We start from the raw sequence: 15138 nt of genomic DNA, 5'->3' as shown, positions 1-15138 counted from the left end.
TTCTGTCCGGAATATTCATTGCGTATATAAACTCCTACTATTCATATGAGAGGGTCCCCAGTTGTATGTACACGGCTCGGGAAGGAGGTCCAAAATTCGGCAAATACAGGTACACGAGATATCTTATTCCTGCCTGCTTCACGAAAACGCCTTCATTGGTCCAAATGCTTGCTTGATCAGGCAAAAAGACCTTTACGTACGGAGGTGAAAACGGTATACTTAATACTAAAGTCATGATTATGAAATTACGTTTCATCTGATGAAACTAACGAACAAGAACACGGAACGATGAAGGCCTGTTCTTCACCTAAATGAACGTTTTCTTCATCTCACCGACACATCCCAAGGAGGTACATGTATGTCAGCAAAGAATCATTTCTCCGCCGCTCGCAGTCTTGAGGTTGGAGGCAAGTCTTACCGCTACTACAGTCTCGATGCTCTTCAGGAAAACGGCCACGGCGATCTTTCCAGACTCCCTTTCTCCATTAAAGTGTTGCTTGAAGCAGCAATTCGTCAATTCGACGGACGTGCCATTACCGAAGAACATGTAAAACAACTGACCGGCTGGGCAGATGGCCGTGATAATAACAAGGAAATTCCATTCATTCCTGCACGTATCGTACTGCAGGATTTCACCGGTGTACCGGTTGTCGTTGACCTCGCTGCAATGCGTGATACTGTGAAAAAAGCAGGCGGCGATCCGAAACAGATCAACCCGCTCGTACCCGTCGATCTCGTTATCGACCACTCTGTTATGGTTGATGCTTTTGGTACCAACGATGCACTTGATTACAATATCAAAGTTGAGTTCGAGCGTAATGAAGAGCGTTACCGCTTCTTGCGTTGGGCGCAAACGGCATTCAACAACTTCCGTGCAGTTCCACCATCCACAGGGATCGTTCACCAGGTTAACCTGGAGTATCTTGCTTCCGTGGCAGCAACGAAAACTGTTGACGGCGAGACCGTTGTATTCCCGGATTCCCTCGTAGGTACTGACTCCCACACCACCATGATCAACGGACTTGGCGTTGTTGGTTGGGGTGTTGGTGGAATCGAGGCCGAAGCAGGTATGCTGGGCCAACCGCTTTACTTTGTAACACCGGACGTTATCGGTTTCAAACTGACAGGCAGCCTGAGTGAAGGCGCAACAGCAACGGATCTGGCACTGACAGTTACCCAGTTGCTTCGTAAAAAAGGCGTTGTTGGTAAATTCGTAGAGTTCTACGGACCTGGTCTTGCCAACATCGGTCTGGCTGACCGTGCAACAGTAGCCAACATGGCACCAGAGTACGGCGCAACGATCGGTTTCTTCCCTGTCGACAGTGAAACGTTGAACTATCTGCGCAGCACTGGCCGTCCTGACGAGCAAGTGGAGTTGGTTGAAGCTTACTACAAAGCTCAAGGCATGTTCCGTACTTCCAGCACCGTTGACCCTGAATTCACAGATGTAATTGAACTGGATCTCGGCTCTGTTGTACCAAGTCTTGCAGGACCAAAACGTCCACAGGATCGCATCGAGCTGACACAAATGAAAGAAAGCTTCAACAGCATCATCCGTACACCTGTAGATAAAGGCGGATACGGGCTGAGCGATGAGAAAATCGAACAAACCGTACCTGTCAAGCACCCGAACGGTTCCACCAGTGAATTGAAAGCAGGCGCTGTTGTGATCGCGGCGATCACAAGTTGTACGAATACTTCGAATCCAAGTGTTATGGTTGGAGCAGGACTACTGGCGAAAAAAGCAGTTGAACGCGGCCTGACCAAGCCAGGATATGTGAAAAGCAGTCTGACTCCAGGTTCCCTTGTTGTCACCGAGTACCTGGAAAAAGCAGGCCTGATTCCATATCTGGACCAACTCGGATTCAACGTTGCCGGCTACGGCTGTGCGACTTGCATCGGTAACTCCGGCCCACTGCCAGACGAAGTGAGCGAAGCGATTGCTGAGAACGATATGACCGTTGCGGCTGTATTGTCCGGTAACCGTAACTTTGAAGGCCGTGTGCACGCACAGGTTAAAGCCAACTACCTGGCATCTCCACCACTCGTTGTGGCATATGCACTTGCAGGTACTGTGAATATTGACTTTGAAACCGATCCAATCGGTTATGATACGAACAATGAGCCTGTATTCCTGAAAGACCTCTGGCCTAGCTCCGAGGAAATCAAGGATACCATCGCTAGCTCCCTGAACGCTCAGATGTTCCGCAACAAGTACGAGAACGTATTTACAGCTAATGAGCGTTGGAATGCAATCTCTGTACCGGAAGGTGAATTGTACGAGTGGGATCCAAATTCTACGTACATTCAAAATCCTCCGTTCTTCCAAGAACTTGGCGACAAGTTGAACGATATCGCAGATATCCGTTCTGCACGCGTTATGGCATTGCTTGCGGATTCCGTAACAACGGACCATATCTCGCCAGCAGGTAATATTGCGGTATCCAGCCCGGCTGGACTGTACTTGAAAGAGCATGGCGTAGAGCGCAAAGACTTCAACTCCTACGGCTCACGTCGTGGTAACCATGAAGTAATGATGCGTGGTACGTTCGCCAATATTCGTATCCGTAACCAGGTTGCTCCGGGCACCGAGGGCGGTATCACGAAGTACCTGCCGACGGACGAAGAAATGTCCATCTACGATGCTTCCATGAAGTATCAAGATGAAGGACAGAACCTGATCGTTATCGCAGGTAAAGAGTACGGTACAGGAAGCTCCCGTGACTGGGCGGCAAAAGGTACATTCCTGCTCGGCGTCAAAGCCGTTATCGCCGAAAGCTTCGAGCGGATTCACCGTAGTAACCTGGTCGGCATGGGCGTAATGCCATTGCAATTCCAAGAGGGTCACGGCTGGTCCAGCCTTGGTCTGAACGGACGTGAAACGTATGACATTACGGGTCTCAGCAATGATGTGAAGCCAGGACAAGAGTTGAAAGTTACCGTAACTCGTGAAGACGGTACGCAGTTCGACTTCCCTGTTATCGCTCGTCTGGACAGTATGGTTGACGTGGATTACTACCATAACGGCGGTATCCTGCAAACCGTATTGCGTCAAATGATGAAAAAAGCTTAATGATATGAATCATTAATGTGATAAAGTGAGACAGAAAAGCTCCCCATTACGTGCACTCAGCACGATGATGGGGAGCTTTTTTAATATTATTTAATTGTCGATATGCTGCATCAATTTAATCTTAACTAGATTTATAACAATTTAAAACTCAAAATTTAATCCAACTTCTGAATCATCAGGTGGCTCAGATATACGATATACACCTCTGCATTTTAATTTCTCCACATTGATCCAGTCTACAAAATCATCCGCCCCGTAACTACGAATAAAGTGAGCATATTCCTTATTTCCCTCATGATCAATAGACTCGATATACAGGGTGAATGGGTGCTTATATTCTAGGCTCTGCAAAAAATCGATAAATTCTCCTCTCCACTCGCCAATTTTTCCTGCATATTGATTGGGAACGTAATAGTAGAACACATCAAAGTGATATACAACAATTTTCATTAACATTTACAACCCTCCTAGAACTTACAGATCACAGTTTAGAGTTTTAAGATCTCCATACCTTCTCTCAGTTGTTCCGACACAGCGGTATAGTACTCAATGCTATCCGCAAGTTCGCTTTCAGTCTTATGTATAAGATAATAGGAATATTTCTGCATCAACTCATGCTCGTTTAACTCAACAGGGAGATGAATAATCTCAACATCATTCGACTCGAAATAATGACGATATCCTCTCTCCGATTGTCCCACTTTCATGACCGTTTTTATAACCAGCAACTCATCACGTGTACAAGCTTTTATCAGATCAGTTCTTTTCTGTTCTAAATCACGCACTACTTCTTCATCGTGGTGATTATTCGTAGCTTCAGCAATTTCGGTTTCAATTTGCATAATGACTTTCATGGTTCCTGCTAGTTCTTTAGCTAATGAATACAATGTATGTCCTCCTTTTTTTGTAAGGAATAGGTACTAACGCATCATCTCTACTCTACCTCATTTACGATGTTACTCGCAAAGTTCACTGGTCCTATCTTAAATTCGATACCTTATGAAACAACAAAAAACTCCCCGTAACGTGCAATCTGCACAGTGATGGAGAGCCTTTGGTTTCAGTATGTGTGTATTCTCCGTTGCTTCAAGGCCAACTGCCTTTTAATGCCCAATGTGATGTGAGGCTTGATCGAACAGTTGAATCGTGTCCATGATCAGAAACAGACACGACAGAGCAATTAACGAGCCTCCGACCCATCTAGACATGATCAATCGCTCCGTAATCTGTTTTTCCGAAGCATCCGTTACCTTGTGTGGATACACGAGAAACATTAGCCCTACGCTAATGAACAGTATCGCGATGATAATCAACGTAATCCCTCCTTACACGTGACTCTCCTTAGAGGTTAACTTCGTCGTCTCGCGGGATTCTCCTCCCACCAACACCCTTTTCAGGCCAATGGCCATGGTGAAAATGATATATCCAATCAAGCCGCCGAGCGTATTAAGCATCAGGTCATCCACATCAAATATGCCCATGCCAGTCACTAACTGTGTCACCTCATAGCCTAGACTGAGCAACAGGGACAGCAGGAATACCTTTATTCCAGAGAATAGTTTGTTGCCCGTCAGAACAGGAATGAAGATACCCAGTGGGATAAAAGCCAGAACATTCCCTACCAGATGGATAGCTGTACCTGGACGATGTGATGACAGGCTGTTCCAGTCTCGTGAAATTTCCTGAAATGGCGTCAGGTTGACGGTTCGCGTATGAATCAGATCCGGTTGTTGCAAGAATGCCATCAGTCGAACCTTCACGATGCCAAAGTCGACAGCACTTCCTTTGAACAGGATCAGCTTCGTAAGCAGATATAAATAGATAATGAACACGGCAGTCCAAAGGATGTAATGTTTGCTTTTCTCCTGGTTGTTGTGTTTCATGTTGTTTGGCCTCCCTTGTGTTGCCCTGTTATTTCTTTACGGTGACAATGACGCCGTCCATGTTGTCACCCGATATTTCAGTTTCGCCGTGCTCAGGTATGTAAACAGTCGTATCTCCAGTGGTCCGATAATAGCGGATATGATACGTCTCATCCTCTACTTCAACAGAGATGTTCTCCTTCTCCTTCAACATATCTAGGTACTCCTCCAGTACCAGATTGTTCTTATGCATGATCGCACTGTGGGGCAACCCCACATACCGAAAGTGCCATGGTTCATATTGAATACCCGTGATGCTTACTTTATCTTTCGGGTAACGCAAGATAAATCCGTTTTTCCATGCATTTTTCTCCAGCCAGTCACCCTCCGGTGCTTCATTCATGGCAGCCAGACTTGAACCGACATCCAGGGATAAGCCAAGATTATGCTCACTGTGACCTGCAGGAAGTGCATAGTCTGAACCCATTTCCTGATATAGCTCGTCCTGCTTCTCAAAGTCCCTGTACCCACTGCTCATGAGAAAATATCGAACTCCCTCTTCCCCTGCTGCCTCAACCATCTTCTGAAACTCCTGCGCCACCAGTCGGGATAACATGATTTTCCGATCCATTATTCCATATCCACGAAGCAGATCATCCTCATCCGCCACATATACAATATCGGATCTAACCCCCTCCTCGTGAACGGGGTATTGCTTATTAACCAGTAACAAATTGCCCTTATGTACCTGATCCTGAATATTTCCTGTGACGGATACCGTATAACCTGCGGGATTTTCACGCGTATTCTGAATCTCGATGGGCAGCTCATTCTTCTGCTGAAGCCATCCCGGTGATTGTGTAACAATATATCCAACCAAAACGATACATATTAAAAAGCCCCACTTTTTCATGCTTGTTCCTCCTTTTAACTCATACATCAAGGATAGACAAAACAAGTTAAAGAAAAAGCAGGGCAATTTTAAAGTTTTTCTTAAATTATACGTTGAACCTTATTGGAATACCGGCAAACGAACTTCGAATTGCGTCCGTACCACATCGCTCTGGGCCGAAATCGTACCGTCATGTTGCTCTACAATATTGCGGGCAATAAATAGGCCAAGGCCTGTCCCACCCTCTTGAGGGGTTCGGGCACGATCTCCTGTGTAATACATATCGAAGATATGCGGCAATTCTTCCGGACGAATATGTCCCCCATAGTTAATCACCTGAATAATGATCCGGTCTGCTTCACGATATCCGTTAATATCCACGTACATGCCGTCCTTGCCGTGCCGTGCAGCGTTAATCAGCAGATTCTCGAACACACGAGCCAGCAGCTCACCATCACCGGAGATGGTAAGTTCAGTGTCTATTTTCAACCGGGTAATCAGATGATTCTTTTCAAATACAGGATAGAGCTCTTCGTTCATCTGCTTCAGCAGTTCGCTAAGATCCAGCCGTGTTTTGTTTATAGGCAACATGCCATAATTCATGCGGGTAATTTCGAACAAATCATCAATCAGCTTCTCCAGACGCTGTGATTTGGTGAATGCAATCGATGTAAAGTGTCTTACTTGCTCCTCTGTCAGCTGATCATCCTTCATGAGCAGGTCCAAATATCCAAGCACAGAGGTCAGCGGCGTTCGCAGGTCATGCGCAAGGTTTACGATAAGCTGGTCTTTGCTGTTCTCGGCAAAGTCACCTCGTTCCACCGCTTCCCTTAGCTTCTCACTTGCCAGATTCACATCCTCCGCAATCGTACCTAACTCATCCTTCGAAGAAATCTGTACACGATGCTGAAAGTCTCCATTCGCCAAGTGATTAATGCCTGCGGAAATCTCTTTGAAATACGTGACATAGGGTCTTGTAAACAAGTAGAAAAACAAAATTGCAAGCGGGATGAAGAGCAGCATAAAGACATATAGATCGCCAATACTTCTCATGATATTACGATATTCCGCCAGCGGATCTTCTCTCCTGACCCCTGCATAATACATCTGCAACAGCCTGTACACGATAAATGTTACGGCGCCAGAAGACAGCATGCTCAGACCGACCAGCATAATCATCGTTGTGCGAAAGCTTCTGCGTTTAGTCATTGAACGTGTACCCCACGCCCCAGATGGTTTTGATAAACTTGTTCTTGTCCACATCTTCTCCGAGCTTCTTGCGCAGCGTCCGGATATGTACCATAACGGTATTGCCACTTTCGAAATAAGCCTCTCCCCATACCTTTTCAAAAATGCTTTCTGCGCTAAAGACCTGTTTTGGATTGCTCGCAAGCAACACTAAAATATCAAATTCCTTCGGTGTTAACTCCAGCGGTTTACCGTAAAGCGTCACGCTATGCTGCTCCGGTACAATGACAAGTCCGCCCTTTTCCAGAATCGAGCGCTGAACCGCCGCTGTGGACTGGCTGAATTGCAATGAGCGCCGCAATTGAGAATTCACGCGTGCTACAAGCTCCATCGGGTTAAACGGTTTGGTCATATAATCATCGGCACCCATCACCAGCCCCGTAATTTTATCCATGTCCGAGGTTTTGGCACTCAGGAAAATGATCGGGAAATGATGCTGCTCCCGTATTTTACGAGTCACCTCGTACCCGTCCATACCCGGCATCATAATGTCCAGTACGGCCAAATCAATGGCATATGTCTGAATCGCCTGTAGTGCCGACTGTCCGTCAGATGCCTTGACGGTATGATATCCTTCTTTTTGTAAATGTAAAGCCACCAGATCCGCGATCTCTACTTCATCGTCCGCAATCAGAATCGTAATTCGCTTCATTGCTTATTTCACTCCTATATGGGATGCTGAGCAATATAACACCTATGAATCTAACAGATAAGTACAAGATAAACAATTGAAAGCAATGTTCCCTCTTCCAAAGGGGAAAATCCGGTGATAGCGTATGCTTCCGAAGCTTCCTTCCAGAAAGCTTTTAGGCGAGCGCTTCGCTTCTCCAGGTTTTTTCTGTCCTCTCCGTTCAAGTGTAAAAGAAATAGCTCATTTATATAAACACAAATAAAAAAAGGAAGAGGTAGCTATGAAACTGGAGCGTTTGTTAGCCATCGTTGTACTGCTTATCAACCGGGGGCGATTACAGGCAAAAGACCTGGCCGATATGTTTGAAGTTTCCATCCGGACGATCTATCGGGATATCGACACATTGGGACAAGCCGGGATTCCGGTCGTGACCTATCAGGGAGCAAGCGGAGGCATCGGTCTGGCGGAAGGGTATCGTCTGGATCGCAATCTGTTAACCGACAAGGATCTTGTTTCCATCGTCACCGCCCTGCGCAGCATATCCACCTCACATACAAATGCTGCACGTGAACTACTGGTGGAGAAACTAAGCAGTATCGTTCCGGAAGCCAAAAATGAAGATTTTCAAGCCAGCACGCACCGATTCATCGTGGATCATTCAACATGGACGCACCCTGAAGCGCTACAACAGAAATTAAAAGTTATTGATCAGGGAATCGATCTGCTTCAATGCATTTATTTTGCCTATTGCAGCGCCGAAGGTGCACAGACCTATCGTACAGTTGAACCCCACACGCTTGTACTGAAGAGGCACGCGTGGTATCTGTATGCTTTTTGCCATGAACGAAATGAATTCCGCATGTTCAAGCTGGTTCGTATGAAAGACGTCTCTCTTGCTGCAGAGCACTTTGAACGAAAATCCATCAACCTTCAAGACCGACCGTGGCAGCAGGAATGGAGCCGACCAGACAACCAGATTGGGATTACCCTGAGATTCCATGCCCGTGTCCATCATCTTGCAGAGGAATGGTTCGGTATTGAAAATGTATTGCCTGACGGGAACGGCTATTATATCAGCCAGGTCGCTTTTCCAGAAGATAACTGGCTGTACGGCTTCATCTTGGGCTTTGGGGCGGATGTTGAGGTGCTGGAACCGTTGCATATTCGGGATAATGTGTGCCGTATAGCCGAACAAATTGTTCAAAATTATAAAACCTCCGCTCAAACCTGACAGACAGCTGTCCAGTTCCTCCCCGTATACTTCAAATATGTTCAGGTTGAAGTTGCATATATACCCAAGGAGGAATAAAAGATGAACGTTACTGTATGTCAAAGCTGCGGCATGCCACTCACCACCCCTGCCCAATTCGGAACGGAGGCAGATGGAGGCACAACCCGTGAGTACTGTATCTATTGTTACAAGGATGGGAAGTTTGCACAGCCAGGAATCTCGCTTGAAGGCATGACGGAGATGTGCACCGCCATTCTGAAGGACGAGGGCATGGATGAGGAATCCGCTCGTTCGATGCTGCGTAATCAGCTTCCTTTTTTGAAACGTTGGCGCACGAATACAACGGATCAACACGAAGTATCTCCGGCTGAAAACTCTGCCACTTCCGCTATACCGGGTCAGGTTACAACAACTCTATCGTTATCTGCCCAGCCCGTTCGTTATGTCACACTCCCAGGCAAACGCCTGGCCGGCATATCCGCCCGCACAACCAATGCCATTGAGATTAGTGGCAAAGGCTGTATCCAAGGTCTCTGGAACAATTATTTTGCCTCAGAGCACCTCCCTGCACCCGAAGCTGCTCGTTATGGCTGTTACACGAATTATACCGATGGCATAAACGGAGAGTACACCATACTGGTAGGGCATGAGATCAGTTCGGAGGAATCATTGCCTGAAGGATTGGACGACATTCTGCTCCCGCCTGCAACTTACGCCGTATTCACTTCCAGAAAAGGGCCAATGGCAGAGGTTGCTCACGAAGCCTGGGGAGCCGTATGGGCATGGGAGAAGCAAAGTGATCGTACGTTCACCGGAGATTTTGAATTGTATGATGAACGCAGCCTGAACCCCGAAAATGTACAAGTCGATATATACATCGCCGTTCGAGATAGTAGATAAAACCAACACTATATCAACTCAGACTGGATCCTAATTTTCCTCACATCCTTCTGCATATCATGCAAGCTGCCGAGTTCACCCGGCAGTTTTTTTGATGTTCCTCCCGTGATACAACCGCCTATAGTACCAAGTTAGTTAGCATGTAATCTACCTATTCAACCAGACAATATGCCTCATAAGCGGGTACCATTGACTTCCTTAAAATTGGGACTATTCACATAACAACCGATTCCATCCTCCCACACAAAACCTTTCAAATCAGGTTCTTTACTCCTGAATTTCCCTAAAACCGTTTACATCTCCTGAATACGGGGTAAAATCACTACAATCCAATTGGAATTACGCTTTAAACTCTTCTATTTCGTCTAACAAGTCACATATACCTATATGCGCACCTGGCAGGGTAACCAGTCGAAATACATAATTCACAAATATGCTTCAAAGGAGGAACCAAGATGATCCGCATGCCTATTCAGCAAATGATCCCGTACCATCACCAATATCCGCGCAACACGGCGACCACTGCTCCTAAAAAGGAGAATGAGAACACTCAAGGTCTATCCTTTCATGAAATTTTACAGCAAAAAATGGCGAAGAAAAATGCTTCTCCTTCCCTTAGATAAAATGAAAGCTGGACGATTGCCAGTCCGGTTATGAACCGTCTTTCCGCAGCTTGGCGGGAGGACGGTTATTGGCGTTGAATCGCAAACAACTGTACAGTTCTCAGGCATGTTTCTATAATGGTTTAAATATCTACGATTACCATCACATTATACGAACTGTAAAAGGGGATTTAGCACATGATCACCATCGGTTGTTTTCACGCTCACTATTCCAACATCGCCTTAATTGAAGAGACGCTTGCTGCTTATGAAGTTGAATTGGTCCATTACGTCGATCCAGGCCTGGATCGTCTTAAACATGACGCTGACTTTTCCGATGTCGTCATCCACGAGAAAGTAGCTCAGACGCTCCGATGGATCGCCGAGTGTCATGCCGATGCCATTCTGGTCACGTGTACCCTGTTTGCGGCAGTACTGGAGCAGGAAGCCACAGAGGTCCCTGTGCCTGTGATTGGCATAGATGATCCGCTATTGCAGAAGTTGCGGCGAGTACCAGGAGATTACATCATAGCCTTCACCAACCCGGCAACCATTGAAGGAACGATGGCACGGGTGAATCAGGCGTTACAGCACAAGGATGAGAATGGGCAGCCACACGTTGCCAAGGCATCTCAGACGGAAGTGGTGTGTATCCCTGGGACGTTTGAGTTAATTATGCGTGGAGATCAGCAAGGGTATCTCGAAGCGGTACGTGAGGGATTACAGCAGATTGCTGAGCAGTATCCGGGTAAAACGGTAGTGGCAGCTCAACTGTCTATGGCTCCCGCTGCTGCACAGGTTACTGCAGACACAGGCATTGCGATCCATAGTCCGTTGGCATTGCTTGCGGCGCATTTGGAGAAGAATTTGGGCATAGCACCGCAATGAACTCACTTACTAACTAACACCACTAATTAACGAGGTGAACTAATATGCATTTCCTCTATATTGTTGTTCTGTTTATCGTAGGTTTTTCCTGTTCTGCATTTCTATACGGAGGTGCCCCTAAACTTAGTGATGCCCTCCTATTTGTTATCACAGGCATTTTATATAAGCTATGGACCACGAACAGTCGCAAAGCTAGTTTTGAACAACACGGAGAGCGCTCATAGAGTTTAAAATCATATCATTGAATCAAAAAAAGCCGTTCTTCTCTGCAATGACAGAGAAGAACGGCTTTATCACTATTTCAGATTGCCAAGGTTAAGCTGTACCAGCGCCTAGGACCGTGTCCGATATTCCTCAGCCTTTTCCTGCATGCCCGCTGCTACAGCCTCATTCTCGGACAATCCTTTATCCGCCGCAAAGGCACGAATGTCCTGCGTAATGCGCATGCTACAGAACTTCGGTCCGCACATCGAGCAGAAATGAGCTTCTTTGGCCCCTTCTGCCGGCAACGTCTCATCATGGTAGGACAGTGCCCGTTCCGGGTCGAGTGACAGGTTAAACTGATCCCGCCAGCGGAACTCGAAGCGTGCCTTGGACAATGCATCATCCCGGCGCTGAGCACGCGGATGGCCTTTCGCCAGATCAGCGGCATGGGCCGCGATCTTGTAGGCAATAACCCCTTCCCGTACATCATCCTTGTTAGGCAAGCCCAGATGTTCTTTTGGCGTGACGTAACAGAGCATCGACGTGCCAAACCAGCCAATCATAGCCGCACCAATGGCGGACGTAATGTGATCGTATCCCGGGGCAATATCGGTCGTCAGTGGCCCCAGAGTGTAGAACGGTGCCTCTTGGCATATCTCCATCTGTAGATCCACATTCTCCTTGATCTTGTGCATCGGTACATGCCCCGGGCCTTCGATCATTACCTGCACATCATGCTTCCATGCGATCTGCGTCAGTTCCCCGAGCGTAGCCAGTTCCGCCATCTGAGCTTCGTCATTCGCATCGTAGATGCTGCCTGGACGAAGTCCATCTCCCAGCGAAAACGCCACATCATACCTTTTCATAATCTCGCAGATTTCTTCGAAATGAGTGTACAAAAAATTCTCCTGATGATGCGCAAGGCACCATGCTGCCATAATGGACCCGCCCCGGGATACAATACCTGTCATCCGCTTGGCGGTCATGGGGATATAACGCAGCAGCACACCTGCATGAATCGTAAAGTAGTCCACGCCCTGCTCTGCCTGCTCAATGAGCGTGTCTCGGTACAATTCCCAGGTCAGCGCTTCCGCTTCGCCATTCACCTTCTCCAGTGCCTGATACAGCGGCACCGTACCAATCGGTACAGGTGAATTGCGGATGATCCATTCCCGGGTGGTATGAATGTTTTTACCTGTCGAGAGATCCATCACGGTATCCGATCCCCATCGTACCGCCCAGGTCATCTTCTCAACCTCTTCCTCGATGGAGGAAGATACGGCAGAGTTACCTATATTGGCATTGATCTTCACGTGAAAATGACGACCGATCAACATCGGCTCACTCTCTGGGTGATTGATGTTGGATGGCAGAATCGCCCGTCCACTTGCCAGCTCCTGCCGCACAAATTCCGGTTCCACCCCTTCACGGATAGCGGCATACTCCATTTCTGGTGTAATGACGCCCTGCCTTGCGTAGTGCATCTGGGTGACACAGCGCCCAGCCTGAGCACGCAGTGGTTGTCCCCGAAATCCAGGGTATTCCTCTGCCCCGGCTCTCCGCCCTCCGGGCTTTAGTCCGTTATCCTCGGGTTGAACGGCTCTGCCATCATATGCTTCAACATCACCGCGTTCCATAATCCAATGATTTCGGAGCGCGGGTAACCCCTTCCGAATATCCATCTGGAATTCGGGATCAGTCATGGGGCCGCTCGTATCGTAGACACGCAGCGGTTCGTTATGCTCCACCCCTTGGGGAGTATTCGTGTCATGAAGGGCTATCTCACGCTCCGGTACAACTATGTCCGGCCGTGAGCCCTGAATGTAGACTTTGCGGCTACCCGGAAAGGGCTGAACCCGTCCGGCCGCTCCTGTTTCCTTTTCCACCTGCTGACCGTTATGTTCCTGTTCCATCGCTTGTTGTCCCGTTTGGTTTCCTGTACTCATGTTTGCTCGTCTCCTCCTCCGTGTTCGTTCACTTGGTTTGGTTGGCATCGTCATCAGCTCGCTTACGCACCTGTCCCAAATCATGCAGAGCGCAGAGAAGAAAGAGCGATCCTACACCAGACCAAGGGGGAGACATTATTCATGTACAGTTAACGACAGAACGGAGGTTACCACAGATCATAAATCTATAATGATTGCTCTCTCCAAGCCCACTTTTGCAGGTTATTGAAAAAACAGTCCATGGAATGTGTATTATCTCGCCCGTCCACTGTATATAAAAAAAGCCGGCCCCCGAAGGAACCGACTTTAATGCCCATCACCAATAATGCTCCTGGTTGCAGCTCCATAACGGAGTCCTGCAAGAGTCACACATGTGGTGGTTGTGGTCATATCGCCGATTACTTCCCTACGCTGGTATGATCCAGATCAGGTGCAAAGGGTCCGGAATCTCATGCGATTCCGTCTCAGTCCGGACAATTCGGACTCCCCCAGTAACGTTAAAAGTTGCGGCATACATAAGCCGCTGTTCATATTCAATGAAGCTGACCCCGATGGGCCGTCCATTACAGAGTAGCGCAACCGGAACATAAAAACAACCTTTATATTCCAGAACACCAACCCAATTGGAGAAAAACCTTACATCAATATCAGGATAACATGAGCCCCATCTGCGTAGCAGCTTCCTTTAGCACAGGTGCGTATTCGTGCAAAGTCTCCTGCGAAAGTCGGCTGACAGGCCCTGAGACCGAGAGAGCAGCTGCAATATTGCCTCGGCGATCCATAATCGGTACAGATACCGCTGCAGCTCCCGGCTCACGCTCCTCATAACTCGTCGCATATCCGTTATCCCGGATATCTCCCATTTGCGCCAAATACACCGCCGGATCAATAAACACCGGCCACTCCGGCCCGTTCATCAGTTCCTCACGATCCTCGTCCGTGGCAAACGCCATCAAGACTTTGCTGGATGCGCCAACAGACAGCGGGAGTCTAACACCGACTGGAGCGACTCGGCGAATCGCCTGATCACTTTGCACCGCCTGAATCCGAATCCGTTCACTGCCATCCCGCAGGTACAGACTCACGGTCTCCCCCAATCGATCTCTCAGTCGCTCCATCGCAGGCAGCAGCAGAATAGCGGGATCATCACTGCGGGACATATGAGCCGACAGCTCCCAGATTCGGATGCCTAGTCGATACTTCTCTGTTGCTGCATCGCGGATTACGAATCCTCGATCCTCCAGTGTAGCCATCAAGCGGTGCACTGTACTTTTGTGCAGGCCGATCTGGCTGGCAATCTCGGTGAGTCCCAGATCACTGCGTGTGGTAAAACATAATAATATATCCAGCGCCCGTTCCACAGCCCGGACGGTTAACTTGCGATCTTCCATGGCATAATGCCCTCCTCATGTTTCATCACATGAAACTTGGTTACATAAATTATATGAGAAACGGTCTCATCTGTAAACCAAAAAGAGCCAAAATTGAAATAGACCAACGTGTAAAATTTTCCTTTTTATAAGACTTAATCCCCTGTAATTTACACACTAAGGTAATGTTACCCATATATCTTAAGAACTATATAACAATTGCGTAACAAATGCCCTCAATCAATTGACTTTGACTATATTGGAACATACGATAAAGATATATTACATTAA

14 protein-coding genes and 1 riboswitch are annotated in these 15138 nt (G+C 47.5%); of the genes, 5 read left to right on the top strand and 9 right to left on the bottom strand.

Features of this window, described 5'->3' with window-relative positions; genetic code table 11:
• Positions 1–358: 358 nt before the first annotated feature.
• On the top strand, positions 359–3073 hold the full coding sequence (gene acnA, locus MKZ12_RS03390; RefSeq protein ID WP_124118742.1) for an aconitate hydratase AcnA: 2715 nt from the start codon (positions 359–361) through the stop codon (positions 3071–3073).
• 141 nt (positions 3074–3214) lie between these two features.
• On the opposite strand, the gene MKZ12_RS03385 is transcribed toward acnA, so the two are convergent.
• The 7 genes from MKZ12_RS03385 to MKZ12_RS03355 form a co-directional block, all read right to left on the bottom strand.
• On the bottom strand, positions 3215–3529 hold the full coding sequence (locus MKZ12_RS03385) for a hypothetical protein (protein ID WP_339258718.1): 315 nt from the start codon (positions 3527–3529) through the stop codon (positions 3215–3217).
• Positions 3530–3561: 32 nt separating this feature from the next.
• Positions 3562–3960: a hypothetical protein gene (locus MKZ12_RS03380; protein WP_339258716.1), complete on the bottom strand. Its 399-nt coding sequence runs from the start codon at positions 3958–3960 to the stop codon at positions 3562–3564.
• A 216-nt stretch (positions 3961–4176) separates the two neighbouring features.
• On the bottom strand, positions 4177–4386 hold the full coding sequence (locus MKZ12_RS03375; RefSeq protein WP_339258714.1) for a hypothetical protein: 210 nt from the start codon (positions 4384–4386) through the stop codon (positions 4177–4179).
• Between the two features lie 12 nt (positions 4387–4398).
• Entirely contained in the window at positions 4399–4956 is a 558-nt protein-coding gene (locus MKZ12_RS03370; RefSeq protein ID WP_339258712.1) for a VanZ family protein, read from the bottom strand.
• 28 nt (positions 4957–4984) lie between these two features.
• Entirely contained in the window at positions 4985–5848 is an 864-nt protein-coding gene (locus MKZ12_RS03365) for a M15 family metallopeptidase (RefSeq protein ID WP_339258710.1), read from the bottom strand.
• A 99-nt stretch (positions 5849–5947) separates the two neighbouring features.
• Positions 5948–7036: a HAMP domain-containing sensor histidine kinase gene (locus tag MKZ12_RS03360; RefSeq protein WP_339258709.1), complete on the bottom strand. Its 1089-nt coding sequence runs from the start codon at positions 7034–7036 to the stop codon at positions 5948–5950.
• On the bottom strand, positions 7029–7727 hold the full coding sequence (locus tag MKZ12_RS03355) for a response regulator transcription factor (protein ID WP_339258707.1): 699 nt from the start codon (positions 7725–7727) through the stop codon (positions 7029–7031). Before MKZ12_RS03355 ends, MKZ12_RS03360 begins: the two co-directional genes overlap by 8 nt.
• Positions 7728–7986: 259 nt before the next feature.
• On the opposite strand from MKZ12_RS03355, the gene MKZ12_RS03350 reads away from it, so the two are divergent.
• The 4 genes from MKZ12_RS03350 (at position 7987) to MKZ12_RS03335 (ending at position 11327) form a co-directional block, all read left to right on the top strand.
• Positions 7987–8937 carry a YafY family protein gene (locus tag MKZ12_RS03350; protein ID WP_339258706.1) on the top strand — a complete coding sequence of 317 codons (951 nt, stop codon included), beginning with the start codon at positions 7987–7989 and terminating at the stop codon, positions 8935–8937.
• A gap of 81 nt (positions 8938–9018) precedes the next feature.
• On the top strand, positions 9019–9837 hold the full coding sequence (locus MKZ12_RS03345; RefSeq protein ID WP_339258705.1) for a zinc ribbon domain-containing protein: 819 nt from the start codon (positions 9019–9021) through the stop codon (positions 9835–9837).
• Positions 9838–10292: 455 nt separating this feature from the next.
• Positions 10293–10460: a hypothetical protein gene (locus tag MKZ12_RS03340; RefSeq protein ID WP_017690769.1), complete on the top strand. Its 168-nt coding sequence runs from the start codon at positions 10293–10295 to the stop codon at positions 10458–10460.
• A 177-nt stretch (positions 10461–10637) separates the two neighbouring features.
• On the top strand, positions 10638–11327 hold the full coding sequence (locus MKZ12_RS03335) for a hypothetical protein (protein ID WP_339258703.1): 690 nt from the start codon (positions 10638–10640) through the stop codon (positions 11325–11327).
• 332 nt (positions 11328–11659) lie between these two features.
• Here MKZ12_RS03335 and thiC read toward each other — a convergent pair whose 3' ends face one another.
• Both thiC and MKZ12_RS03325 read right to left on the bottom strand, forming a co-directional pair.
• On the bottom strand, positions 11660–13444 hold the full coding sequence (gene thiC, locus MKZ12_RS03330) for a phosphomethylpyrimidine synthase ThiC (RefSeq protein WP_339261299.1): 1785 nt from the start codon (positions 13442–13444) through the stop codon (positions 11660–11662).
• A 419-nt stretch (positions 13445–13863) separates the two neighbouring features.
• A riboswitch (TPP riboswitch) is annotated at positions 13864–13977 on the bottom strand.
• Between the two features lie 147 nt (positions 13978–14124).
• Positions 14125–14868 carry an IclR family transcriptional regulator gene (locus MKZ12_RS03325; protein WP_076216717.1) on the bottom strand — a complete coding sequence of 248 codons (744 nt, stop codon included), beginning with the start codon at positions 14866–14868 and terminating at the stop codon, positions 14125–14127.
• Between the last annotated feature and the right edge of the window lie 270 nt (positions 14869–15138).

Source organism: Paenibacillus sp. FSL R5-0713, from assembly GCF_037973325.1.
In the GTDB taxonomy this organism is placed as follows: domain Bacteria; phylum Bacillota; class Bacilli; order Paenibacillales; family Paenibacillaceae; genus Paenibacillus.
The sequence above is the reverse complement of the archived record's forward strand: the minus strand, read 5'-3'. Positions and strand labels throughout refer to the sequence as shown.

Bases quoted from the DNA above. Each gene is read 5' to 3' on its own strand.
- acnA (WP_124118742.1), top strand. From the start codon at position 359: ATGTCAGCAAAGAATCATTTCTCCGCCGCTCGCAGTCTTGAGGTTGGA.
- MKZ12_RS03385 (WP_339258718.1), bottom strand. From the start codon at position 3,529: ATGTTAATGAAAATTGTTGTATATCACTTTGATGTGTTCTACTATTAC.
- MKZ12_RS03370 (WP_339258712.1), bottom strand. From the start codon at position 4,956: ATGAAACACAACAACCAGGAGAAAAGCAAACATTACATCCTTTGGACT.
- MKZ12_RS03365 (WP_339258710.1), bottom strand. From the start codon at position 5,848: ATGAAAAAGTGGGGCTTTTTAATATGTATCGTTTTGGTTGGATATATT.
- MKZ12_RS03360 (WP_339258709.1), bottom strand. From the start codon at position 7,036: ATGACTAAACGCAGAAGCTTTCGCACAACGATGATTATGCTGGTCGGT.
- MKZ12_RS03355 (WP_339258707.1), bottom strand. From the start codon at position 7,727: ATGAAGCGAATTACGATTCTGATTGCGGACGATGAAGTAGAGATCGCG.
- MKZ12_RS03350 (WP_339258706.1), top strand. From the start codon at position 7,987: ATGAAACTGGAGCGTTTGTTAGCCATCGTTGTACTGCTTATCAACCGG.
- MKZ12_RS03345 (WP_339258705.1), top strand. From the start codon at position 9,019: ATGAACGTTACTGTATGTCAAAGCTGCGGCATGCCACTCACCACCCCT.
- MKZ12_RS03340 (WP_017690769.1), top strand. From the start codon at position 10,293: ATGATCCGCATGCCTATTCAGCAAATGATCCCGTACCATCACCAATAT.
- MKZ12_RS03335 (WP_339258703.1), top strand. From the start codon at position 10,638: ATGATCACCATCGGTTGTTTTCACGCTCACTATTCCAACATCGCCTTA.
- thiC (WP_339261299.1), bottom strand. From the start codon at position 13,444: ATGGAACAGGAACATAACGGTCAGCAGGTGGAAAAGGAAACAGGAGCG.
- MKZ12_RS03325 (WP_076216717.1), bottom strand. From the start codon at position 14,868: ATGGAAGATCGCAAGTTAACCGTCCGGGCTGTGGAACGGGCGCTGGAT.